Genomic DNA, 23861 nt, shown 5'->3' on the forward strand with positions numbered 1-23861 from the left:
GTTTTATTTAGAACGGAGAAATATTTAATTATTGTTTCAGAAAACAAAAAATTCCTGAAAATAGTTTCAGGAATTTAAATATAATTTTGTTTGATAATTAAGCTTAAACCAATTTCATCAAAACAACGTCTTCAATCTTCTCTACCTTCACCAAGTTTCCTTTCGTTAAAGTTTTTGAAGCCTTATCCCATTTTTTACCTGAAAGTTTAGACTGCTCTTTTACAGTTGCTAAAGCGATTTGCTCACCAGACTTTAAAATTTCTAGAATAATCTCTTCATCTTCTCCCAATTCGATTTGAGGAACCAATTTTTCAGGCCTCATTTGTGGGAAGAATAACACTTCCTGGATCGAAGGATTGTTGGTTAAAAACATAATCAATCTGTCCATTCCGATTCCTAAACCTGAAGTTGGAGGCATACCATATTCTAAAGCTCTCAAGAAATCTTCATCGATAAATCCTGTTGCTTCATCATCACCTTTTTCAGCCAATTTCAGCTGATCTTCGAAACGTGCTCTTTGATCGATTGGGTCATTCAGCTCAGAATATGCATTGGCAATTTCTTTACCGCAAACCATCAATTCAAAACGCTCTGTCAAACCTTCCTGACTTCTGTGTTTTTTGGTTAAAGGTGACATTTCTACCGGATAATCAGTGATAAAAGTTGGCTGAATGAAGTTTCCTTCACATTTTTCACCAAAAATCTCGTCGATTAATTTTCCTTTACCCATTGTTTCGTTTACTTCGATTCCGATAGATTTAGCAAAGTCAAACAACTCCTGCTCAGTCTTTCCTGTAATATCAAAACCTGTATATTTCACAATTGCTTCCGTCATAGAAACTCTTGGGTAAGGTGCTTTCCAGTTGATTGTATGTTCACCGAAAGTAGATTCTGAAGATCCGTTCACTTGAGTTGCACAGAACTCGAGTAACTTCTCTGTAAAATCCATCATCCAGTTGTAATCTTTGTAAGCTACATAGATTTCCATGGCTGTAAATTCCGGGTTATGCGTTCTGTCCATCCCTTCATTTCTGAAGTTTTTTGAAAATTCATAAACTCCGTCAAAACCACCAACGATCAATCTTTTAAGATATAATTCGTTCGCAATTCTTAAATATAAAGGAATATCTAAAGCATTATGATGCGTGATAAACGGTCTTGCAGCAGCTCCACCAGGAATAGATTGCAAAACTGGTGTTTCTACTTCAAAATATCCAGCGTCGTTAAAGAAATTTCTCATAGCGGTGAACAATTTTGTTCGTTTCATGAAAATTTCTTTTACATGAGGATTCACAATTAAATCTACATAACGCTGTCTGTATCTCAATTCAGCATCATTGAAAGCATCGTGCACCACTCCATTCTCGTCAGTTTTTGCCTGAGGAAGAGGTCTTAAAGTCTTCGTTAAAAGTATAAAGTTTTTTACCAAAACCGTCATTTCACCCACCTGAGTTGTGAACAATTCTCCTTCGATACCAATGATATCACCGATATCTAAAAGGTGTTTGTAAACGTCATTATATAAAGTTTTATCTTCTCCCTTACAGATTTCGTCTCTGTTGAAATATACCTGAATTTTTCCTGTAGAATCTTGCAATTCAGCAAAAGAAGCTTTCCCCTGAATTCTACGAGACATCAATCTGCCCGCAATCTTCACCTGTTTACTTTCAGAAAAATTCTGTTTTATAGATTCTGTAGTATCTGTAACCGTGTATTCTTCTGCAGGGAATGCGTTGATTCCCATTTCAACAAGCTTATTCAGCTTTTCTCTTCTAATGATTTCCTGTTCTGATAATTGCATTGTAATTCAATTTTTTCGAATTGCAAAAATAGTGAATTTTATAGGTTTATGGAAGTTAAATTTTGGTAAGAAATTTTTCTCGCAGATTAAGGAAATTTTGCAGATTTATATTCACCGTGAATTTGTTATTCCGTAGGAATTCCTACAGCGTTGCTTAGATTCTATAGAAATGATAATTTATGATTTTATGTTGAAATCGCAGCCCGACTTGAGCGGAAATCCTTTTGTGAGGAGGAACGACGAATAAAAGATTGGGAGCGGAAGGAGGAAATAGCTGCCCGAATAATTAAAATTTTAAAACCAATTTCCCCTATTTTCTTTTGGAACAAACGTCCAAGCTAGAATTCTGCTGATTTTTTTACCTTGAGACATATCAATAGTTTTCACTTCAACAGCTTTTACTTTTTTTAAAAGTAAAGTCAGCTTAAACAAATTTTCTTGCTTAGAAACCAGACACGTAAACCATAGAATTTGGGATGAGAATAAGGCACTTTCTTCAATCATTTTTGAGATAAAAGCCAATTCGCCACCTTCACACCACAACTCAGATTGTTGTCCTCCGAAATTGAGATTGGTTTTTGGAGTCTTTGTTTTTTTAAGATTTTTTGTCTTCCTGATATTTCCTTTCATCGCAGATTCTTCAGAATCATGAAAAGGCGGATTGCACATGGAGAATGTGAATTTATTTTCGGGAGAAAGAATATTTTTAAATATAAAATTTGAATCCGATTGAAATTTCAACTTAATATTTTCAGAAAAATCAGGATTATTATCTAAAATCTTCTGAGCATTTTCCAAAGATTTTTCGTTAATATCGGTTCCCAACATTTCCCAACCGTAAAATTGATTAGCAATTAAAGGATATACCAAGTTGGCGCCTGTTCCGATATCCAAACCTTTTACGGATAATCCTTTTGGAATTTCTTTAGAATTTTCAGTCAATAAATCTGCGAGATAATGAATGTAATCTGCTCTTCCCGGAATGGGCGGACAAAGATTTTCGTCAGGAATATCCCAGTTTTTAACTCCATAAAAATGCTGCAACAAAGCTTTATTCAATAGTTTTACAGCTTTTGGAATACTGAAATTAATAGTTTGATTTCCGTAAGAATTAACGAAAACATAATGTTTCAATTCCGGCACACAAGAAATCAGCTGTTCAAAATCATAAGAATTTCGGTGCAGATTTCTTGGGTGCAGAGTTGATTTTTCGGCAGTCATTTATTTCTTTTGACTTAAAATAAATTCAACCATTTTTTTGGCGTCTTCTTTTGAAACTTGTGGATGAGGCTGCATCGGAACGCTTCCCCAAACTCCACTTCCGCCCTCTATAATTTTCGATGCCAATATTTCAATATCTTTATCAGAATATTTTTCGGCAATTTCTTTATAAGACGGGCCTATCGTTCTTTCCACAGCATTATGACACGCCATACAGTCAGAAGCTTCTATTAAATCTTTTCCTGAAGCATTGGTCGGAACAGGTGTAGAAGTATCTGAAGAAGGCTGTATTTCTGAATTTTCTTTTTTAGAACAAGAAATTATAAGTAGACTTACAATCCCTGTTAAAAACAGTTGTTTCATTATTTTGTCGCTGTAGAATCTGTTGTTGCAGGTGCAGGTGTTGCAGCCGGAGCCGGTGTAGAATCGGTTTTCTTAGCTGTAGAATCTACAACAGTAGGTGCTGCAGGCTCTTCTAACATAATATTGCTGTCTTGTAAAGATTTGTCAGCTTTTTTTGAACAGCTTACTGCTACTAAACTTCCTAAGAATACGATTGCTAATACTTTTTTCATTGTTTTTCTAATTTGGTCACAAAAATATAAAAAATAAAGTTTCAAATGTGAGATTTAGGGCTATATTAAATCATATTTAAACTGATTCCAGAGAAATAAAAAATATATTTCAGCTTTTTTAAATTTTTTGTTTTTGATATTAAAAAATTATCTACATTTGTCACATGATTATTTCTAACAACAAAAATTGGTGGTGGCACTCAAACTCTTCGTCGGGTCTGATGCTATTGTCGTGTTGTTAAAATTACAACTGGAATTCTATAGAAAAACATACAGAGACTTTGACGATTGCGTTGAAGTCTTTTTTTTGTTCATTACCTTAAATAATATAATATGTTTAGCAATACAATTAATATAAAAACCACCTCAAAAAAAACACTGGGAGATCTTCAAACTCCGATGAATATTTATCTTCAGATAAGAGATAAATTTCGCGACACGATCTTGCTTGAAAGTTCAGATTCAAAAAATATCGACAATAACTTTTCTTTCATTGCTGTAAATGCCATTGCCGGAATTGAAATCAAAAATCTTCATGAATATGAAGTGAAATTCCCCAATGAAAATCCGGAGAAAAAATCTCTGGAAAATATTAAAGTAACCGATTTACTAAACGATTTTTCTAAAGTTTTTGTTTGTGAAAAAACAAACGACAACATAGAAGAAACTGCACAAAGTCTTTTTGGATACACAAGTTTTGAAGCCGTTCCACTTTTTGAAAATATCAGTTTTAAGCCTCAAAGCAAAGAAGTTGAAATCCCGATTCTGCGTTACAGGCTATATCAATATGTGATTGCGATTAATCATTTTAATGATGAAATGCATCTTATAGAAAATAAAATTGACGGTGTAAAATCTGAAATGCTCTTGTTACAGGATTTAATTAAAAATAAAAATACCCTTGTTTATCCATTTGAAAAAGACGGTTCAGAAACCTCAAATCTTACTGATGAAGAATATTTGGAGCTCGTAGACAAAGCACAGAAACACTGCAAAAGAGGTGATGTGTTTCAATTGGTTTTGAGCAGAAGATTTGAGCAGAAGTTTAAAGGAGACGAGTTTAATGTATATCGTGCTTTGAGAAATATCAATCCATCGCCATATTTATTCTTTTTCGATTACGGAAATTACAAATTATTTGGTTCAAGCCCTGAAAGTCAATTAATTATTAAAAACAACAAAGCCATCATCCACCCTATTGCAGGAACTTTTAAAAGAAGCGGAGATTTTGAAACTGATTTACAATCTGCAGAAGCCTTAAAGAAAGATCCTAAAGAAAATGCTGAACATACGATGTTAGTAGATTTAGCCCGAAACGATTTAGGAAAAAAAGGAAAAAATGTGACTGTAACCAAATTAAAGGAGATTCAGCTTTTCTCTCACGTTATTCACATGGTAAGTGAAGTTACTGCTGAATTGGAGGAAAACACCAATCCTTTTGATATTGTTTCTGATACTTTTCCACAGGGAACTTTAAGCGGAGCACCAAAATACAAAGCGCTACAGCTTATTAATGAATACGAGAAAGATTCGCGCGGCTATTACGGCGGTTGCATCGGGATGATTGGTTTGAACGGCGATTGTAATCAGGCAATTATGATTCGAACATTTTTAAGCAAAAACAACACTTTATTTTATCAGGCAGGAGCTGGTTTGGTTGCAAAATCAATCCCTCAGAATGAATTGGAAGAAGTTAATAATAAACTAAATGCTTTGAAAAAAGCTGTTGAGAAAGCAGAGAAACTGGTTTGAAACTTTTATGGCGACAAATTCCGTCTTCCGCTCCTAAACCTAACAAAGTGGTTCGACGTAGTCAATTTTTTTGTCATTGCGAACAAAGTGAAACAATCTTTAGAATTTTTCAGCAATCGCAATAACAAAGGATTTCCGCTCAAGCCGGGTCGCAATTTCGTCATAACTAGAAAATTAAGGTCAGAAAAATCAAAAAACAGATGATAATGAGTCCTGAAAGGATGATTTACCATAGAATTGGATAAAATCCAATTAAAAAATATAGAAAAAATGACAAATATAAACCCATCAACCAAAGTCCTCGTATTTGACAATTACGACAGCTTCACCTACAATTTGGTTCAAATGATTGAGCAAATTACAGGCGAAAAAGTAGATGTCGTTCGAAATGACCAAATCGCACTTGAAGACATTCAGAAATACGATAAAATCATTCTTTCTCCAGGACCAGGAATTCCTGAAGAAGCCGGAATTTTATTAGATGTAATTAAAAAATACGCTCCAACAAAAAGTATTCTTGGCGTTTGTCTTGGTCAACAGGCAATTGCAGAAGCTTTTGGCGGAAGCTTAATCAATCTCACCGAAATTTATCATGGTGTTGCAACGGAAGCAATCCAAATCAGCAAGCATAAAATTTTCAATGATTTACCTCCAACTTTAGAAGTTGGCCGATATCACAGCTGGGCTGTTAACCCTGAAAATTTCCCTGACGAATTGGAAATTACCAGTACAGACAGCAAAGGAATGATTATGAGCCTGAAACATAAAACATTTGATGTTCACGGCGTTCAATACCACCCTGAAAGTATATTAACTCCCGATGGAGAAACCATTATCAGAAATTTTTTAATTGGGGAATAAATTAGTTGATAGTTTAGAAAATTATTATAAAAATACTTTAAAACTAACAACCAATCACTAACAACCAGCAACCACCTACCATTATGAAAGAAATATTAGAATATCTTTTCAATCATCATACTTTGTCAAAATCGCAGGCAAAGGCTATTATGATTGAGATTGCTCAAAATAAATTTAACGCTACTGAAGTTACAGCTTTTATCAGTATTTTTCTGATGCGGAATATTACCTTGGAAGAATTGAAAGGTTTTAGAGAAGCACTTCTTCAAATGGCGGTTCCGGTTAATTTGAATACTAACGATAGCATTGACATTGTCGGAACAGGTGGTGACGGAAAAAACACCATCAACATTTCTACTCTGGCAAGTTTTGTTGTTGCAGGAGCCGGACAAAAAGTGACCAAACACGGAAACTACGGTGCATCAACTGTTACGGGTTCATCCAATGTTTTAGAAGCTTTAGGTTATCGGTTCAAAAAAACTTCAGACGAACTTAATCAGGATTTAGAGAAAGCGAATATCTGTTTTCTTCACGCTCCTTATTTTCATCCGGCATTACAGTCTGTAGGTGCATTGCGAAAATCTTTAGGGTTGCGTACTTTTTTCAACTTACTCGGTCCGTTAGTAAACCCGGCAAAACCACAGTTTTCTGTGATTGGAGTTTATAATTTGGAGATTGCAAGACTCTATCAATATTTGCTTCAAAAAGAAAATCAGGATTTTGTTTTAGTTCACGGAATGGATGGATATGACGAAATCAGCCTTACTCAAGACAGTAAAATCATCACCAAAAGTGGTGAAAATATTTATTCGGCAGAAGATTTAGGTTTTAAATCGGTTGATTCTGAAAACATAAAAGCAGGAGAAACGATTGAAGAAACTGCACAAATTTTCAAAAATATATTAGAAGGAAATGGTACCGAATCACAAAATGCTGTGATTTTAGCCAATGCAGCTGTTGCCCTACATCACACCAATAAATTTGGAACTTATGAGGATTGCTTGACTTTAGCAAAAGAAAGTTTGTTTGAAGGAAAAGCGTTGAATAGCTTACAGTTATTAATTGATGGTTGATAGTTTTTTATCTTAATAGAAACGAATAAGCAAAAACAATCAACCCTATAAAAATGAACATTTTAGATAAAATCATAGCAAGAAAAAAACAGGAAATAAAAGATTCAAAGTCTAAAATTTCTTTGCAGCAATTGAAAGATTCAGATTTTTTTGGAAGAAAAAGTTTTTCTCTGAAAAAAACTTTAAAATCAAAATCAGGAATTATTGCAGAATTTAAAAGACAATCGCCTTCAAAAGGGATTATTAATAATCAAATTTTGCCTTTAGAAGTGGCTTCAGCTTATGAAAAATTTGGGGCAAGCGGAATTTCTATCCTTACTGATAAAGATTTTTTCGGCGGAAGTTTTGATGATATTTTGAGTGTAAGAGATCATATCCAAATTCCGATTCTGCGAAAAGATTTTATGGTTGATGAATATCAGTTTTATGAAGCAAAATCAATCGGTGCAGATGTAATTTTGTTGATTGCCGCTTGTCTTTCACCCAATCAGGTTTTAGAGTTTACAGAACTTTCTCATAAATTAGGATTAGAAGTTTTATTGGAAATTCATACTGAAGAAGAACTTCAACATATCAATAAAAGCATTGATTTTGTAGGCATCAACAACAGAAATTTAAAAGATTTTAAAGTTGATTTACAACATTCTGTCAATCTAAAAAATCAGCTACCTGAAAATATTTTATCTGTTGCAGAAAGTGGAATTTATAACGAAGATGATTTTAAATATTTAAAAGAAAAAGGGTTTAATGGATTTTTGATGGGAGAATATTTTATGAAAAATGAAAATCCCGGAAACAAATTCTCTGAATTCGTTTCTAATGTAAAAATATAACAGTTACCAATTTAGCAATGATTGAGAACCAACAACCATCAACAGAAAATCCTCAACCAAAACTCAAAATTTGCGGTTTGACACAGCTCAGCCAAATTCGTGAATTAGTGGCATTAAAAATTGATTTTATCGGTTTTATTTTCTACGAAAAATCACCGAGATATGTTCTGAATCATTTAAATTTAGATGAAATATCAGAAATAAATCATCAAGGAAAAGTTGGGGTTTTTGTCAATGAGAATATAGATAAGATAATAGAGTTTGCCGAAAAAGCAGATTTAAATTTTATTCAACTTCACGGCGATGAGAGTGATGATTTTATTTTGGAATTGAGAAAAAAATTAAATACTGAAGTTGGAATTATAAAAGTGATTAGAGTTGGAAATCAGATTTCAGATTTCAGATTTCAGACACAAAAAATCTTCGACTCCGCTCAGACTGACAACCAACAACCAACAACTATCAACTATCTCTTATTTGATACCGATTCTAAAGCATTTGGCGGAACAGGAAAAACTTTCGACTGGAATATTCTCAACGAAATAAAAATTCCACTTCCCTATTTTTTAAGCGGCGGAATTTCTTGGGAAAACTTCCATCAACTAAAAACCATCAACCAACAACCATTTGCTTTAGACATCAATTCAAAATTTGAAATAGAGCCTGGAATTAAAGATTTAGAAAAAATAAAAGAATTTTTATCATTAATAAAATATTAAATATCATATTAATTCGTCAGTTTAAACAATCTTATATTATAAATAAAAGTGCCATCTTTTGCTCCGAGAAATGAACCCAGAAAGAAAAAAGAAGAATTAGAATTGAAAAAACAAATTCTAAAAAATGCTATTTTGAGTAATTTGACTATTGAAATTATATCTAAAAAAACAGAAATTTATAAAACTGCAATAATTTCATACAACAAAGCTATTTTACATGTCATCAAAAACTTAGAATGGAAAAACAAAGCGCATAGTTTTGATAAAGAAAAAGCAACTCGAGAGATTGAAATTTGGCAGAATAAAAACGTGGAAACTATAATTAGTGAAATCAAAAATCAATTATAGAAAAGTATATAATGGTAGTTTAATAAAATCTTATGACACAAAAAATATAAAACATGAAAAACCATCAATACAAATCAAAAATAAAATGGACGGGAAACACCGGTGAATCAACAAAAAACTATCGTTCGTATGAAAGAAGTTATACCATATCGGTGGATGGAAAAGCTGAAATAAAAGGTTCTTCAGATCCTGTATTTTTAGGAAATCCCGAGCTTTATAATCCTGAAGATTTGCTGTTGGCTTCCGTTTCTTCGTGTCATCTTTTGTGGTATTTACATTTTTGTTCGGTCAATGACATTCTTGTTTTAGAATATCTAGATTTTGCAGAAGGAACAATGATAGAAAGCGAAAACGGCAGTGGAAAGTTCACAGAAATTATCCTAAAACCCAAAATTTTGGTTGCCGAAAAAGAAATGATAGAAAAAGCAATCGAACTTCATCAGAAAGCAAATGAATATTGCTTTATTGCCAATTCATTGAATTTTGAAGTAAAACATCAACCTGAAATTAATTACAAAAATGATTAAAACAAATTATAAAAATCCAGACGAACAAGGCTATTACGGAGAATTCGGCGGTGCTTTCATCCCCGAAATGCTTTATCCGAATGTAGAAGAACTGCAAAAAAATTATCTTGAAATCATAGAATCTGAAGAATTTCAAAATGAATATCAGGATTTGTTGAAAAACTATGTAGGTCGTGCTACTCCATTATATTTGGCGAAAAATTTAAGCGAAAAATATAAAACTCAGATTTATTTAAAAAGAGAAGACCTCAACCATACCGGAGCACATAAGATCAACAATGCTTTGGGACAGGTTTTGTTGGCAAAACGTTTGGGAAAGCATAGGATCATTGCCGAAACAGGAGCCGGACAACACGGAGTTGCTACTGCTACAGCGTGTGCACTTCTTGGTTTGGAATGTATCGTTTACATGGGCGAGATCGACATTGCAAGACAGGCTCCGAATGTTGCGAGAATGAAAATGCTTGGAGCAACCGTCGTTCCTGCAACTTCTGGTTCAAAAACCTTGAAAGATGCCGTGAATGAAGCGTTAAGAGACTGGATCAACAACTCGACAACCACTCATTACGTTATCGGAAGTGTGGTTGGTCCGCATCCGTTTCCCGATTTGGTGGCGAGATTTCAATCTGTGATTTCAAAAGAGATTAAAGAACAACTTTTTGAACACATTGGAAGAGAAAACCCTGATTATGTTATCGCCTGTGTTGGTGGCGGAAGTAATGCTGCAGGAACTTTCTATCATTTTGTAGAGGAAGAAAATGTAAAAATTATTGCTGCAGAAGCCGGAGGTTTTGGAGTGGATTCAGGGAAATCTGCTGCGACAACTTTTCTGGGAACTTTAGGCGTTTTACATGGAAGTAAAAGTCTGGTTATGCAAACCAAAGACGGGCAAGTTATTGAACCACATTCTATTTCTGCAGGTTTAGATTACCCCGGAATTGGGCCTTTTCATGCGCATTTATTTAAAGAAAACCGAGCAGAATTTTTCAGCATTAATGATGATGAAGCTTTGCAATCCGCTTTTGATTTAACCAAATTAGAAGGAATTATTCCTGCTTTGGAAAGCGCTCATGCTTTAGCCGTTTTAGATAAAAAGAAATTTAACGAAAATGATATTGTCGTTATTTGTCTTTCTGGTCGTGGTGATAAGGATATGGAAACTTACTTAAAGAACTTGTAAAATGTAAAAAGTATTAATGTAAAATGATTTTAAGTACATAAATACATTTTACATGATACATTAATACAACTCTATTATGAAAAAACTAAACATCTACTTCACAGCAGGAATTCCACAACTGGAAGATACCGCTGAAATTATAAAACTTATTCAAGATTCCGGAGCTGATATGATGGAAATTGGGATGCCGTATTCTGACCCTGTTGCTGATGGTCCTGTCATTCAAAAAGCGCACGAACTGGCTTTAAATAATGGAATGACAATTTCAACTTTACTTTCTCAACTGAGATCTATTAAAGAGGAAATTAAAATTCCAATTATATTAATGGGATACATCAATCCGGTTTTAAGTTTCGGGTTTGAAAATTTTTGCAGAGAATGTTCTGAAAGTGGAGTTTCAGGTTTAATTATTCCTGATTTACCACCGATTGAATTTGAAAAAAATTATCAGCAAATTTTAGAAAAATACAATTTAAATTTTACGTTTTTGGTAACTCCCGAAACTTCAGATGAAAGAATTTTATATTTGGATTCTTTAAGTTCAGGGTTTTTGTATGCGGTAAGTTCTTCATCCACAACAGGAAATGAGAATGCTGTTCTAAAAAACGAAGAATACTTTTCCAGGCTTGCCTCTCTCCCACTCAAAAATCCTGTAATGATAGGTTTTGGAATTAAATCTAAAGAAGATTTTGAAAACGTTACCCAAAAAGCAGACGGCGGAATCATTGGTACTGCTTTCGTCAACATCCTTCTGCAAAATAGAGATTGGAAGACCAAAGCCATAGATTTCATCCATTCCATAAGAGCGTAAAAATCACTAAATTTGTTTCATCAAATTAAAGAATGAATACACATCAGAATAAAGTCGTAGAATTTGAAGATTTAGGCATCAAAGAATATCAACCCTCTTGGGATTATCAGGAAAAACTGATGAAAGATATTATTGATATTAAAGTTAAAAACAGGGATCTCCCTGCCGAACAACATCTTACCACGCCCAATCATTTTCTTTTGGTAGAGCATCCTCATGTTTATACACTCGGTAAAAGCGGTCATGAAGAAAATATGCTTGCCGGGATCGATAAACTGAAAGAGATCGATGCCACTTTTGTAAAAGTTAATCGTGGCGGCGACATTACCTATCATGGTTACGGACAAATCGTGGGTTATCCGGTTTTAGATCTTGAAAATTTCTTCACAGACATTCACAAATACATGAGAAATCTTGAAGAGGTCATCATCAGAACCATTGCCGAATACGGATTGAAAGGCGAGCGTTCTCCCGGAGAAACCGGAGTTTGGCTAGATGTCGGAAAACCTTACGCCAGAAAAATCTGTGCGATGGGGGTAAAAGCTTCACGTTGGGTTACTCTTCATGGTTTTGCCTTAAACATCAATACCGATATGCGTTATTTTGAATACATCATTCCTTGTGGTATCAAAGACAAGCAGGTAACTTCTCTGAAAAGAGAATTGGAAAGAGAGCTTACTCCCGAAGAAATGGAAGATATTAAAGCCAAGATCAGAAAGCATTTTGTGGATGTTTTTGAGGCAGAGTTGGTTGTGAAAGCTTAATTTTTTGCAATGTTTAAAGATTGTTCTGATCGAAAGTTTATTTTAGCAAAATATAGTTTGGATGGGCACATTGCTTAAGGAAATATATTCCCTGCAATGGTAAAAAAAACATATCAACAATGAAAATACCGACGATACACGGATATATTGATAGACGAATTTTAATCAATTTCACTGCTGACCCAAAAGCTGTGGAAAAAATTATTCCGTTTCCGTTTAGACCAAAACTTTATAAAGGCAAAGCTATTGTGGGAATTTGCTTAATCCGACTGAAAAATATTAAACCAAAAGGATTTCCTGATTTTATTGGAGTTAATTCAGAAAATGGAGCACATAGAATTGCAGTTGAGTGGGACGAAAACGGAGAAACTAAATCGGGAGTTTATATTCCTCGTAGAGACACTTCACTTAAACTAAATACCCTTGTAGGCGGAAGAATATTTCCAGGTAAACATTATTACGCAAAATTTAACGTACAAGAAGACAAGGGAAATTATCATATTGATTTTAAAAGTTCGGATGACACTGAGATTTTGATTGACGCAATTGAAACAAAGTCCTTTAACAATAGTTCAATTTTTGAAAACTTAAATAATGCTTCTGATTTTTTTGAAAGCGGAGATTTAGGTTACTCCCCCAACAAAGGGAAGTTTGACGGACTTAGATTGAAAGCCTATAAATGGGAAGTTCAACCACTTGATGTTCAAAATGTAAAATCAACTTTTTTTGAAAATGAAGAATTTTTCCCAAAAGGCTCGGTAACTTTTGACAATGCTTTATTAATGACCAATATTGAACACGAATGGAAAAGCGAAACGGACAAATAACCACAGCAGATAACATAAGTTTAGTAATAGTAGACTGATGAAAATATTCAACTCAAAAAAACATAAAAACAGAAACGTTACCTGCAATTTTAAGCAATACTATCCATAATTGACATTTATGAAAATTATATCAACTGTTTTTTTACTTGTTACAACTATTTATTCCGCTCAAAGTATAAAATTTGAGAATCCAGAATTTGAAAAATTAGTTTTAGCAAAATATCCTGAAATTGATGCAAACAAAAACAATCGGATTGAACAAAATGAAGCTGAAAGTTTGGGAAAACTAAGTTTAATGGAAACAAACTTAACAAATGCAAATGACGTAAAGTATTTCAAAAACTTGACCTATTTATCACTTACAATCAACAATATTGAAGAATTCATAATTAAGGATTTTTTTAAATTAGAGAAATTATACATCGCAAGAAATAAGTTGAAAAAACTTGAAATTTCTAATCTACCATTGCTAAATGAATTTGCTTGTGGATTAAATCAATTAACAGCAGTCAAAATTAAAAACTGTCCTAATATTGTATCTTTAAATATGATGAATAATCAAATAAAAAAGATTGACTTAATTCAATTTAAAAAATTAAAATATTTGACTATTGATAATAATAAATTAGAAAGTCTTGATTTATCGAATAATCTCGACTTGATACAAATTACTATAGACAATAATGATATAAAGACAATTGATATAATAAAAAATCAGAATCTTAAAATGAATATACTATACATTGATGATGATGTCAAGATTATAGGGACACCTGAACAATTATCTAGATATAAGCCTGCAGCAAAAGTTGGACCTCCACCTCCAAGTAAATAATAACTGCAAACATTGTATTGATCAGAGAGCAGGAAAAACCATTTTTTTAATTTAAATATTCACAAACAAAAAATCCTTTCAAAAAATTGAAAGGATTTCCTTTTGATACAATATGAATTAAACTAAGTGTGCTCTTATTTTCTTACTGAACAATAATTTTAAAATTGCTGTTCAATTCATCTCCTGAAACATTCAATATATAATTTCCTGAAACTTTTTTACCGGCAATATTTAAATTAAATACTCCGTTTCCGTTAGCATTTAATTTCTCTTTAAAGATTATTTTTCCTGTCATATCTAAAATTGTGGCAGTTAAACTTGATTTTTTATATTCAGGAAGCTTAATGAAAATCTGATCTTTTACAGGATTCGGATAAACCGTTCCCACATTTTTGCTAATACTGAATTCTGCATTGCTCAACACCGCCTGATTGTACAAAGCAGATATTTCCGTTGGAGATAATGCATAATTATACATTTTAAGTTCATCAAAAGCACCTTTGTAAGGAGCTGGAGAATTGGTCGTTGATAAAAACTCAAGTTCACCAATATTTCCGATGATCAGATCACTTGCTTCACCAATTCCTGTAACCGCGGTTTCGTCTCCTTCAGAACTTAAAACACCATTCGTATAAATTCTCATTTTATGCGCTGTAATATCCCTCTGAATTACAACATGTACCCAGTTGTTGGTAAAATAATTGGCGATTGGTGAGGTGATTTCCTTTTTCGTAACATCATCATCGATGGCATATCGCAGCTGGCCGCCTTTTATTTCTACGTTAAAACGCTTTCCTGTAGCTCCTGTTGCCGTATTTTTAGTAAACGAACCTTTACACAGAACATACAGACTGGTTGCCGAAGACGATGGGATCATACTTGTCGGAGCTTTCATCCAGTACGAAACCGTAAAAGAATTAGTATTAAATAAAATCTGATCCTGATGCGGAATACTCGCTATGTACGGAGTATTGGGTGAAGTTGCCAGATCCAGGGCATAATTCTCTTTTCCTGTAACTCTCACACTAGCATTATCATAGGCTACATTTAATGTTCCGTGATTGGCATAAGACGTTAAATCTGCAATCTGCTCACCAGATAAGGGAGCTTCTGAGAATGGCCAGTTCCCGACAAGACTAGGCGTCAATGCACGGAAACTCCAAACATCTCCTGTTACAGAACCTAAAGCATTAGACGAATCAATTTTCCAGTAATAATTAGTTGCCGTATTTAAATTACTCAACTGATACGATGGTGCTGCAGCATAAGGAACCGTAGCCACATTGCTTAAATTTTGAGGATCGGTTCCAAAATAAACGGTGTAGGTAGTAGTGTTGGAACTTCCAGTCCATTTTAAAAGTAAATTTCCATTGGTCAGCTGTAAGTCATTAAATCCATTGGCAGGATTTGGATTAGCTGCTTTTGTAGGCGCTGACGGAACAGGCGGTGTAGTGACTGAAGCATTTGAAGTATACACAGAAGATTCTGTGGCATTCACCGCTTTCACTCTGTAATAATATTGAGTGTTGGGCGTTAAACCCGTTTCATTATAAGTCGTTGTATTAGCCGGCAATGTTGCAATGACTGTAAACGCTGTGCCATTGGGAGAACGTTCCAATACATAATTGGTTTCATTGGTTGCATTATCATTCCAGTTAACCGTTAATGAGCTTGAAGCCGGAGTTCCGGCTGTCACTGGATTTGTGAAATTTAAATTAGATGGCGGAATAATAAAATCCGGAGCTGCTGTATTATGCAGACCATTAATATATACCTCAATATTCAGATATGGAGCATGCGTTGTACTTACTGCCAAAGCATCAAAAACATTTGGATTCAGTCCGTTTGCAGTTTCCCAAGCATCGGGCATTCCGTCATTATCGGTATCTAAAGGAGCCGGAGCGCCATAAATGTGCCCTGCTCCACCATTGGTAAACCCGAATTGAGTTGTTAAATCGCTTTGTACATAAACATAAGTTGCAGTTGTGCCTTTTGACATCAGATCTGAAATCATCAACTGATCCACCTGATCACGCCTTGGATAGGAAGCGCCTACTTTTGAAACAATATTATCAAAAGCTCCTTGTGCAGTCAAGGTCGGATTTTTCATTGGATAATCATATGAAGTCGTCTGGATCGCATTGATGTCTCCGACAGGGTATCCCGTTAAATTCTCAGGAACTAAAGTTCCGTCCAGAACTCCGTTTTTATTATTGTCGAAATAATTTCCGGAACCATATAAATTAAAGTTTGCATTTCCTACGCTGAAAGGGGTAGAAACCGTACCGCTCGTATTGGGACCTCCGATAAAATAATTGTTGATGATATTGGCATACGAAGCACCTGCAGAATCTCCGCCCATAATATACGCTTCCCCAGATTGGGTGTGGCCATAGGTATTTCCATAATTCCCCCAATTGTACACCACATTGTTTACAAACTCGTTGATGCCTTTTATTTTATTATTACGGGTTTTATTACAGATATATAAATTTCCTATCAGACTGATTTTTCCACCTGCTGGAGGTTGCATTAATCCTCCTGCGGAATGATTGTGTCGGTGCATTCCCTGTCCGATAATCGAGTTCTGAATCGTAATGTTATCAGGACTTGTTCCGTTATTATCCCAGTTGACAGAAAATACCTCATCTGTACCCCATGTAAAAGTCATGTGATCTAAAATGATATTCGCTCCGTTGGCAATTCCCGACGCATCCTGATTTTGAGAAGTTCCTCCATAACGGATACGCAGATATCTCGCAATCGTATTGTTGGCTCCGGTAAATGAAACTCTCGGACCGAGAAATAAAATCCCTTCTCCAGGAGCAGTCTGTCCTGCAATTGTAGTATTGGCTGCGACAGCAACTACAGATTGTAAATTAACAATACCTCCTACTTTAAAAATAACAAAACGCCCCGGTTGACTTACCGCATCACGAAAAGAACCGGCACCGCTGTCATTTAAATTAGTCACCAAATAGATTTGAGGATTGGCTGCACCTCTTGCTCCTGTAGTAAATCGACCAAAACCGGTAGCTTCCGGAAACGCCAATGTCTGAGCATCTAAGCCAGCAGCGGATAAGGTCAATCCACATAACAACAATGATTTTAAAGCCTGCTTAATCAGTAAAGATTTATTTTTCATAAATATTAATTTTGTGTTAACCAAGCTAAACACAAACGTAAATATGAGCATCCTGCACAATCCTGCTGGTTACTATAAATCAATAAAGTAGCTCAAAATTTCATTAAAATAATTTGATTAATATATATTGAAATTGAAGAGTGATCAGTTTTTAGTACAACAAAGACACAGTCGGAAAATTTGACTCAGAAAAAGGAATAACTCTTTGAGAAGAAAAGCACTATGAACTTTAAATAACTATGTGAAGAATAATAAATAATAGTTGAAAATTAGCGAACTATATAAATTATTCTTATCTTTTTAAACATAAAACACAACACATATGACTAAAAAATTACTACTTAGCTATTTTTTAATGATAGCATTTTTCCTCGTTTCGTGTGGAAAAGAATACACTACAACAAGTGAAATTTCAATCAAAACAGTATCAATTATTACTTTTATTTTTGGAGGAATTATAATGTTAATTGTCTTTACCTCCAAAAAAAGGTAATTTAAAATTTGAATAAAAAAATCCCTTTCAAAAACTGAAAGGGATTAATTATATAAAAAAACTTTTAATTACATATAAGCTTCAATCGGCTCACAAGTACAAACTAAGTTTCTGTCTCCGTAAGCTTCATCAACTCTGGAAACTGAAGCAAAGAATTTGTGATCTCTTACCCAATCTAGCGGATAAGCGGCTTTCTCTCTGCTGTATGGTTTATCCCAAGAATCAGAAATAACCAATTGCTCAGTGTGAGGAGCATTTTTCAATACATTGTTTGCCTGATCAGCTTCACCGTTAGCAATCTCATCGATCTCATGTTTGATCGCAATAAGAGCTTCTGCAAAACGGTCGATTTCAGACTTGCTTTCAGATTCTGTAGGCTCAATCATCAATGTACCTGCAACCGGGAAAGAAACCGTTGGTGCGTGGAAACCATAATCCATCAATCTTTTTGCAACATCAGCCACTTCAATTCCTAAAGATTTGAACTGACGGAAATCTACGATACACTCGTGTGCTACTCTACCTTCTGTATTTGAATATAAAATAGGGAAATGCTCAGCTAATATTTCTTTTAAATAGTTTGCATTTAAAATTGCGTGCTCAGTAGCTTTTTTCAAACCTGAAGTTCCCAACATTTTGATGTAAGCATAAGAAATATTTAAAATCAATCCAGAACCGTAAGGTGCAGCAGAAATACCTTCAATTGCTTCTTTAGAACCAACTTTAATGTTAGCATTCGTAGGTAAGAAAGGAACTAAATGCTTAGCAACACAGATCGGACCAACTCCAGGACCTCCACCACCGTGAGGAATAGCGAAAGTTTTGTGAAGATTAAGGTGACAAACGTCTGCTCCGATGTTTCCCGGACTTGTATATCCTACCTGAGCATTCATGTTGGCACCGTCCATATAAACCTGCCCGCCATGATCGTGAACCAATTGAGTAATTTCTTTAATGTTAGCATCAAAGAATCCGTACGTTGACGGGTAAGTGATCATTACACAAGATAAGTTCTCAGAATTAGCTTCTGCTTTAGCTTTGAAATCTTCAAAATCAATTTCTCCGCTTTCAAGGTTTTTTACAACAACAATTTTCATTCCTGCCATTGCTGCAGAAGCCGGATTCGTTCCATGTGCAGACTGAGGAATCAACACTACATTTCTGTGACCTTCGCCTCTTGAGATATGATATTCTCTGATTACCATCAATCCTGCATATTCTCCCTGAGCGCCAGAATTTGGCTGAAGAGAAGTTCCTGCAAAACCTGTGATTTCAGAAAGATCTTTCTCCAATTCTTTGATCATTTCCTGATATCCTCCTGCCTGATTTACCGGTACAAATGGGTGAATACTTCCCCATTCTGCCCAAGAAAGCGGCAACATCTGAGTTGCAGCATTCAGCTTCATGGTACAAGAACCAAGAGAGATCATTGAATGTGTTAATGATAAATCTTTTCTTTCAAGACGTTTGATGTAACGCATCAATTCTGTCTCTGTATGGTATTTGTTGAATACTTCTTCCGTCAGAATCTCATCTTTTCTAAGATTTTCTTCAGGAATGCTGTATCCTTCTTTTATTTCTAATTTAAAAGTCTGCTTATCTTTGAACTGAGCGAAAGAAGCCATCAAAACATTTAGTTTTTCAAGCGTCGTGCTTTCATTGATTGCAATGCTCACAACTCCTTCTGTAAAGTAGTTAAGATTCAATTTGTGATCAAGCATCATTCTGCATAATCTTGTTTTCTCATCTTCACTCATCACGATTTTTACAGTGTCAAAGATGGGCTCTTCAACCGTCTGATAACCTAAAGCTTTTAATCCTCCTTTCAAAGCATTTGCCTTAAAGTGAATCTGGTCAGCGATATAGTTTAATCCTTTTGGACCATGATAAACAGCGTACATACCTGCCATTACAGCTAAAAGAACCTGAGCTGTACAAATATTTGAAGTTGCTCTTTCTCTTTTAATATGTTGCTCTCTAGTCTGCAAAGCCATTCTCAATGCACGTTTTCCGTACATATCCTGAGAAACCCCGATGATTCTTCCCGGAATATCTCTTTTGTATTCTTCTCTGCAAGAGAAAAATGCAGCGTGAGGACCACCATATCCCAATGGAATACCAAATCTCTGAGAAGTACCAACAGCACAGTCAGCGCCCATTGAAGCCGGAGATTTCAATTTAACCAAAGCCATAGGATCACAAGCAACAACAACCTGTAAGTCTAATTTTTTGTACTCAACGATGTCTTCCGTATAATCTAAAACAATTCCGTTTTTACCAGGATATTGCAATAAAACTCCGTAATAAGATTCGTCAAACGGGTGAGTTTTGTGATCACCAACTACAATTTCGATTGCTAAACCTTCAGCTTTTGTTTTGAGAACAGAAACGGTTTGAGGTAAAACCAAATCAGAAATAAAGAACTTATTCGCCCCTGCTTTCTTCTGATCTTTTGTTCTGTTGTTGAAGAACATGTGCATTGCTTCTGCAGCTGCCGTAGATTCGTCCAATAAAGATGCGTTTGCCAAAGCAAAACCTGTCAAATCGCACACAACAGTTTGATAATTAAGCAAAGCTTCTAATCTTCCCTGAGCGATCTCTGCCTGATAAGGCGTGTACGCTGTGTACCAGCTAGGGTTTTCAAAGATATTTCTCTGAATTGCCGATGGCAACAAGGTATTGTGATATCCAAAACCGATATAGCTTGTATAATCCGTGTTTTTCGATGCCAATTCTTTCGAATGATTCAACATTTGATACTCCGAAAGTGGCTCTGAAATGTTCAGATCATTTTCTAAACGAATCGATGATGGAATGGTTTGAGAAATTAATTCTTCGATACTTGAAACGCCAACTTTTTCCAACATCGCCTGCTTGTCGGCTTCGTTTAGGGAGATGTGACGGCTCACAAACTGTTCTGTATTCATTTTTTATATTAGATTTTGTTTGTAAAAAAAGATTCGTAAAATTACGATTTTTAAAATGATTTTGCAACCTAAGTAACAATCGGAAATTGGCTTTTTGCAATTGGCTTTAAAATACGGGTTTTGAAACTTCATAATGTGTGATTACAGGCGACAAAATGGAATTTATTCAAATCTTCTATGGACGTGATATGCCTTCAAACTTTCTTATATTTATTTTGTTAGTATGTTAATTTTAAAAAAATGAGTACTGATAAATTTCTTAAAAAGATTCATAGAAAAAAATTTTGAATACATTTTTCTTTTCCTCACCCCTAAAGACCGGAAAAATGAATTGAAAATTTCCTCAAAATTATTTCCCCGACCCTAAAGGGAGTAATTTTTAGGAAATTTTCAGGCACTTATTTTTTTATACTACTAACTTTCTTATGATTCAAGTAAAAACAGCGCAAAAAATCTTTAAAACCATCTACTAATCAGCATTTCAAGAAAGTTTAAATTTTATTATCTATATTTATTCTAAATTAATATATTTGCAGTATGAATATCATCACTCCTTTTAAAGTACCGCCATTATCGCCGGCATTTTCTTTCAAGAATGAAGAAATGTTCTGTGGTGACAAAAAATCTTGTTGCAAAAAATTTAAGAAAGGAAAAAGGTGCAAAAAATGCCCGGGAAATAAGAAATTGGCGTAGTTAGTTAGTTAGTTAGTTAGTTAGTTAGTTAGTTAGTTAGTTAGTTAGTTAGTTAGACTACTGATTAAAAAGTACAATGCTAAAGCTAAAAATAGGATCGCCAGGATTATTCTGAAAATTTTGGGTTGTCCTTTAGGATTTGTTACGGTTCGTGGCTGTGACTTAAAAAGTTCTTCTGCTCTGTCTCTGAATTTTTCTCCATCGTTTTCAAAAACTTCGGTTATCGTAATTCCCTGAACTACGGTTTTATGTAAAAGTGAATTCGTTGCATGAAGCAACAACTGAAATTTTCCGTTTTTAAATTCTGTGATTTTAAAAATTCTTTCCCCGTAAGCTTTCTCAAGACCAAACGGTAAAACCTTCACCACATCGGCATTCTGGGTCTGCCAGGTTATGATAATCTCCTCCCCTTTTTTCGCATGAATTTTGTTTGCTGTAAAAGTTTTAATAGATGGCGGAACGGTATATCTGAAACTTTTCTGATGACTTTCTAAATTCTGATCATACGTAATTCTTCGTCCTTTATCGCTCAGTGTTTCGTACGCCTCCTTAATTTCTTTGAAGCGGTCTGCAAAAAAATCATCATCTTGATTTTTGTCGGGATGGTATTTTAATGAAAGTTTTCTGTAGGATTTTTTGATGTCTTCATCCGAAGCATTATGAGGAATACCGAGAAAATAGTAGTAATCTTTCATGTAAGTGAATACAAAAATAAGGATTTTGTCACTGTGGACAAAAATAAAAAAGCCACGAATACACGAATTTTGTCACTGCAAGCCTGACTAAGTGTTTTTTAACGAAGGTCGCTAAAGTTTTTTTTAAATTATTGAAAATATTTTTCGTTAGCAGAGACGTTTCACTCAGCAAACAGGAATCTTAATTTTTTAAATTTTATTCTCCTTTACGTTTGTATTGATTTAATGTAAAAAATAATTCGTGCATTCGTGGCAAAAAACTCATTCGCTGCAAAAAAATTCAGGCGCGGGAAGCTTTGCTTTCCGCGCCTGAATTAACAATTTCAATTTAGTTTTATAAAGCTTACGCTTTGCAAGTATTATCTTTTCCGCAACATTTAGCAAATTCTTTTTTGAACTTTCCTTTTAGTTCCTGATATTGCTCATCATCCATTTCTCTGATTTTATCTGCCAATCCGAATGGAGATTTTTCTTTGATTCCGTATTCATCAAAAATACCTCTTACAAATCTTTTTCTTTCGATTACTTTTTTTGCAACTATTGCAACTCCGGCAACAGCAAGCGCTCCTAACACTCCTTTTAATACTGAATTTTTCATTTTCTTAAATTTTAAATTTTACTACTTCTTGTTTTTTTATAGAGACGAATTCGTTTAAGTTTTTACTTTACTACTTCTTTAAAAATTCATCAAAATTAATTTCCCCAAACCCTAAAGGGTGTAATTTTGATGAAGAAATTTCACTTCCTTTAGGATCGTGGAAAAGAAAATTTCTTAAACTATTCGTTATTTCTGTTGAAGAATCCGCTTGAACATTTCTGTCTCCAGACTTCTTTGAATTTTTCTTTTTCCTCGTCAGACATTCCTTCCATTTTATGTCTCAGATGTTTTTCCTTCATATCTCGCATTCCTCTTCCGAATTTTCCATGAAAGCCTCCAAAAAGAATTTTACTTAAAATTAAAATTCCCATTGCCTGCCAATAATTAATGGTTTTTACACCGATAATTTCGGGAAGAATGCAGTTCCAAAGCCACATTACGATGAGCGCAACGGCAAGGAAAATCAATGGCGGACATAAAATTAAAAGAATCCAGCTTTTTTTATATTTATTGTTCATTTTATTTATTTCTAATTATTTAAATCTTCGTACAATTGTTTCAATCTGTTTCTCAAATGCTTTACCGCATAATTTTTCCGGCTGATAATGGTCTTTATATTTTCACCCTGTTCATCGGCGATTTGCTGTAAAGTCTTATCGTTCAGTTCGTTTTCCATGTAGACGAGCTTCTGTTTTTCCGGAAGTTCTTCCAACGCTTCAAACAGTTTTTTCCAGATTTCATCCTGAAACATTTTTACTTCTGGTCCTGCACTGTCATCCAAAAGCAAAATATCTTTTATAGAGAATGTCCCGTCTTCATCTTCGTAGACAAAATCTTCTAGATTTTCGGTCTTCTTTTTACGGTATTTATCGGTAATTTTATTGGCAGTAACGCGGTACAGCCATCCGCCAACATTTACAATTTCAGAAAGATTGGTCAAACTGCTGAACTGATACCAAACTTCCTGCAGAATATCTTCTGCATCTTCGGTATTTTTCACTTTCGGTCGAATAAAAGACATCAATTTTCCACCGTAACTTGTTACGGTCTGCGAAATAATGTTTTCCTTTTCCTTCTGTGGCATTGGTAATTTTTCGACAATCTCCATATTGCTAGGACGACTGTGCTGTTTGTTTTACTTTAATAAATTTAAAATATTTTTTCGGATTTTCAATTTTTCGTT

The 23861-nt window shown here is 34.5% G+C and carries 22 protein-coding genes; 12 read left to right on the forward strand and 10 right to left on the reverse strand.

Translation table 11 applies throughout. The features are described 5' to 3' along the window. Window positions 1-103: 103 nt before the first annotated feature. The 4 genes from lysS to EG358_RS14285 all read right to left on the reverse strand — a co-directional run bounded on the left by lysS (window position 104) and on the right by EG358_RS14285 (window position 3597). On the reverse strand, window positions 104-1801 hold the full coding sequence (gene lysS, locus EG358_RS14270) for a lysine--tRNA ligase (RefSeq protein ID WP_076559594.1): 1698 nt from the start codon (window positions 1799-1801) through the stop codon (window positions 104-106). Between the two features lie 294 nt (window positions 1802-2095). Continuing rightward, complete coding sequence (gene rlmF, locus EG358_RS14275) at window positions 2096-3022, reverse strand: 23S rRNA (adenine(1618)-N(6))-methyltransferase RlmF (protein ID WP_076559592.1); 927 nt, start codon at window positions 3020-3022, stop codon at window positions 2096-2098. After that, on the reverse strand, window positions 3023-3385 hold the full coding sequence (locus EG358_RS14280; RefSeq protein WP_076559590.1) for a c-type cytochrome: 363 nt from the start codon (window positions 3383-3385) through the stop codon (window positions 3023-3025). It abuts the gene before it with no gap. Next, window positions 3385-3597: a hypothetical protein gene (locus EG358_RS14285; protein WP_076559588.1), complete on the reverse strand. Its 213-nt coding sequence runs from the start codon at window positions 3595-3597 to the stop codon at window positions 3385-3387. Before EG358_RS14285 ends, EG358_RS14280 begins: the two co-directional genes overlap by 1 nt. Window positions 3598-3930: 333 nt before the next feature. Between EG358_RS14285 and EG358_RS14290 the strand changes: the two genes are divergently transcribed. The 12 genes from EG358_RS14290 to EG358_RS14345 all read left to right on the forward strand — a co-directional run bounded on the left by EG358_RS14290 (window position 3931) and on the right by EG358_RS14345 (window position 14127). Next, window positions 3931-5349, forward strand: a complete 1419-nt coding sequence (locus tag EG358_RS14290) for an anthranilate synthase component I family protein (RefSeq protein WP_076559586.1) — start codon at window positions 3931-3933, stop codon at window positions 5347-5349. Window positions 5350-5619: 270 nt separating this feature from the next. Beyond that, window positions 5620-6210: an anthranilate synthase component II gene (locus EG358_RS14295; protein WP_076559998.1), complete on the forward strand. Its 591-nt coding sequence runs from the start codon at window positions 5620-5622 to the stop codon at window positions 6208-6210. Between the two features lie 83 nt (window positions 6211-6293). Then, window positions 6294-7283, forward strand: a complete 990-nt coding sequence (gene trpD / locus EG358_RS14300) for an anthranilate phosphoribosyltransferase (RefSeq protein ID WP_076559584.1) — start codon at window positions 6294-6296, stop codon at window positions 7281-7283. Between the two features lie 53 nt (window positions 7284-7336). Next, window positions 7337-8116, forward strand: coding sequence for an indole-3-glycerol phosphate synthase TrpC (gene trpC / locus EG358_RS14305; protein WP_076559582.1), 780 nt, complete (start codon window positions 7337-7339; stop codon window positions 8114-8116). 17 nt (window positions 8117-8133) lie between these two features. Next, entirely contained in the window at window positions 8134-8835 is a 702-nt protein-coding gene (locus EG358_RS14310) for a phosphoribosylanthranilate isomerase (protein WP_076559580.1), read from the forward strand. Window positions 8836-8883: 48 nt separating this feature from the next. Then, entirely contained in the window at window positions 8884-9183 is a 300-nt protein-coding gene (locus tag EG358_RS14315) for a hypothetical protein (RefSeq protein ID WP_076559578.1), read from the forward strand. Window positions 9184-9236: 53 nt separating this feature from the next. Further along, a complete protein-coding gene (locus EG358_RS14320) occupies window positions 9237-9710 on the forward strand; it encodes an OsmC family protein (protein WP_076559576.1) in 474 nt (157 codons plus the stop codon). After that, on the forward strand, window positions 9703-10890 hold the full coding sequence (gene trpB, locus EG358_RS14325) for a tryptophan synthase subunit beta (protein WP_076559574.1): 1188 nt from the start codon (window positions 9703-9705) through the stop codon (window positions 10888-10890). Before EG358_RS14320 ends, trpB begins: the two co-directional genes overlap by 8 nt. 76 nt (window positions 10891-10966) lie before the next feature. After that, window positions 10967-11701 carry a tryptophan synthase subunit alpha gene (trpA, locus tag EG358_RS14330; RefSeq protein WP_076559572.1) on the forward strand — a complete coding sequence of 245 codons (735 nt, stop codon included), beginning with the start codon at window positions 10967-10969 and terminating at the stop codon, window positions 11699-11701. A 32-nt stretch (window positions 11702-11733) separates the two neighbouring features. Further along, window positions 11734-12465: a lipoyl(octanoyl) transferase LipB gene (gene lipB, locus EG358_RS14335; protein WP_076559570.1), complete on the forward strand. Its 732-nt coding sequence runs from the start codon at window positions 11734-11736 to the stop codon at window positions 12463-12465. Between the two features lie 119 nt (window positions 12466-12584). Continuing rightward, complete coding sequence (locus tag EG358_RS14340) at window positions 12585-13292, forward strand: DUF2071 domain-containing protein (RefSeq protein WP_076559568.1); 708 nt, start codon at window positions 12585-12587, stop codon at window positions 13290-13292. A 118-nt stretch (window positions 13293-13410) separates the two neighbouring features. Next, window positions 13411-14127 carry a leucine-rich repeat domain-containing protein gene (locus tag EG358_RS14345; protein WP_076559566.1) on the forward strand — a complete coding sequence of 239 codons (717 nt, stop codon included), beginning with the start codon at window positions 13411-13413 and terminating at the stop codon, window positions 14125-14127. 142 nt (window positions 14128-14269) lie between these two features. Here the strand turns inward: EG358_RS14345 and EG358_RS14350 are convergent, their stop codons facing one another. The 6 genes from EG358_RS14350 to EG358_RS14375 form a co-directional block, all read right to left on the reverse strand. Further along, a complete protein-coding gene (locus tag EG358_RS14350; protein ID WP_076559564.1) occupies window positions 14270-17272 on the reverse strand; it encodes a LamG-like jellyroll fold domain-containing protein in 3003 nt (1000 codons plus the stop codon). 561 nt (window positions 17273-17833) lie between these two features. Next, on the reverse strand, window positions 17834-20692 hold the full coding sequence (gene gcvP, locus EG358_RS14355) for an aminomethyl-transferring glycine dehydrogenase (RefSeq protein ID WP_076559562.1): 2859 nt from the start codon (window positions 20690-20692) through the stop codon (window positions 17834-17836). 737 nt (window positions 20693-21429) lie between these two features. Beyond that, window positions 21430-22080: a DnaJ domain-containing protein gene (locus EG358_RS14360; protein ID WP_076559560.1), complete on the reverse strand. Its 651-nt coding sequence runs from the start codon at window positions 22078-22080 to the stop codon at window positions 21430-21432. 343 nt (window positions 22081-22423) lie between these two features. Beyond that, window positions 22424-22678, reverse strand: a complete 255-nt coding sequence (locus tag EG358_RS14365; protein ID WP_076559558.1) for a hypothetical protein — start codon at window positions 22676-22678, stop codon at window positions 22424-22426. A 179-nt stretch (window positions 22679-22857) separates the two neighbouring features. Further along, window positions 22858-23196 carry a hypothetical protein gene (locus tag EG358_RS14370; RefSeq protein ID WP_076559556.1) on the reverse strand — a complete coding sequence of 113 codons (339 nt, stop codon included), beginning with the start codon at window positions 23194-23196 and terminating at the stop codon, window positions 22858-22860. Window positions 23197-23207: 11 nt separating this feature from the next. After that, window positions 23208-23762 (reverse strand): RNA polymerase sigma factor, encoded by a 555-nt coding sequence (locus tag EG358_RS14375; RefSeq protein WP_228418915.1) that lies wholly within the window; start codon window positions 23760-23762, stop codon window positions 23208-23210. Window positions 23763-23861 lie beyond the last annotated feature (99 nt).

Source organism: Chryseobacterium indoltheticum (genome assembly GCF_003815915.1).
In the GTDB taxonomy this organism is placed as follows: domain Bacteria; phylum Bacteroidota; class Bacteroidia; order Flavobacteriales; family Weeksellaceae; genus Chryseobacterium; species Chryseobacterium indoltheticum.

What these genes read in the sequence shown, in the direction of transcription:
- lysS (WP_076559594.1), bottom strand. Translation starts at nt 1,801, where the DNA reads ATGCAATTATCAGAACAGGAAATCATTAGAAGAGAAAAGCTGAATAAG.
- rlmF (WP_076559592.1), bottom strand. Translation starts at nt 3,022, where the DNA reads ATGACTGCCGAAAAATCAACTCTGCACCCAAGAAATCTGCACCGAAAT.
- EG358_RS14280 (WP_076559590.1), bottom strand. Translation starts at nt 3,385, where the DNA reads ATGAAACAACTGTTTTTAACAGGGATTGTAAGTCTACTTATAATTTCT.
- EG358_RS14285 (WP_076559588.1), bottom strand. Translation starts at nt 3,597, where the DNA reads ATGAAAAAAGTATTAGCAATCGTATTCTTAGGAAGTTTAGTAGCAGTA.
- EG358_RS14290 (WP_076559586.1), top strand. Translation starts at nt 3,931, where the DNA reads ATGTTTAGCAATACAATTAATATAAAAACCACCTCAAAAAAAACACTG.
- EG358_RS14295 (WP_076559998.1), top strand. Translation starts at nt 5,620, where the DNA reads ATGACAAATATAAACCCATCAACCAAAGTCCTCGTATTTGACAATTAC.
- trpD (WP_076559584.1), top strand. Translation starts at nt 6,294, where the DNA reads ATGAAAGAAATATTAGAATATCTTTTCAATCATCATACTTTGTCAAAA.
- trpC (WP_076559582.1), top strand. Translation starts at nt 7,337, where the DNA reads ATGAACATTTTAGATAAAATCATAGCAAGAAAAAAACAGGAAATAAAA.
- EG358_RS14310 (WP_076559580.1), top strand. Translation starts at nt 8,134, where the DNA reads ATGATTGAGAACCAACAACCATCAACAGAAAATCCTCAACCAAAACTC.
- EG358_RS14320 (WP_076559576.1), top strand. Translation starts at nt 9,237, where the DNA reads ATGAAAAACCATCAATACAAATCAAAAATAAAATGGACGGGAAACACC.
- trpB (WP_076559574.1), top strand. Translation starts at nt 9,703, where the DNA reads ATGATTAAAACAAATTATAAAAATCCAGACGAACAAGGCTATTACGGA.
- trpA (WP_076559572.1), top strand. Translation starts at nt 10,967, where the DNA reads ATGAAAAAACTAAACATCTACTTCACAGCAGGAATTCCACAACTGGAA.
- lipB (WP_076559570.1), top strand. Translation starts at nt 11,734, where the DNA reads ATGAATACACATCAGAATAAAGTCGTAGAATTTGAAGATTTAGGCATC.
- EG358_RS14340 (WP_076559568.1), top strand. Translation starts at nt 12,585, where the DNA reads ATGAAAATACCGACGATACACGGATATATTGATAGACGAATTTTAATC.
- EG358_RS14345 (WP_076559566.1), top strand. Translation starts at nt 13,411, where the DNA reads ATGAAAATTATATCAACTGTTTTTTTACTTGTTACAACTATTTATTCC.
- EG358_RS14350 (WP_076559564.1), bottom strand. Translation starts at nt 17,272, where the DNA reads ATGAAAAATAAATCTTTACTGATTAAGCAGGCTTTAAAATCATTGTTG.
- gcvP (WP_076559562.1), bottom strand. Translation starts at nt 20,692, where the DNA reads ATGAATACAGAACAGTTTGTGAGCCGTCACATCTCCCTAAACGAAGCC.
- EG358_RS14360 (WP_076559560.1), bottom strand. Translation starts at nt 22,080, where the DNA reads ATGAAAGATTACTACTATTTTCTCGGTATTCCTCATAATGCTTCGGAT.
- EG358_RS14365 (WP_076559558.1), bottom strand. Translation starts at nt 22,678, where the DNA reads ATGAAAAATTCAGTATTAAAAGGAGTGTTAGGAGCGCTTGCTGTTGCC.
- EG358_RS14370 (WP_076559556.1), bottom strand. Translation starts at nt 23,196, where the DNA reads ATGAACAATAAATATAAAAAAAGCTGGATTCTTTTAATTTTATGTCCG.
- EG358_RS14375 (WP_228418915.1), bottom strand. Translation starts at nt 23,762, where the DNA reads ATGCCACAGAAGGAAAAGGAAAACATTATTTCGCAGACCGTAACAAGT.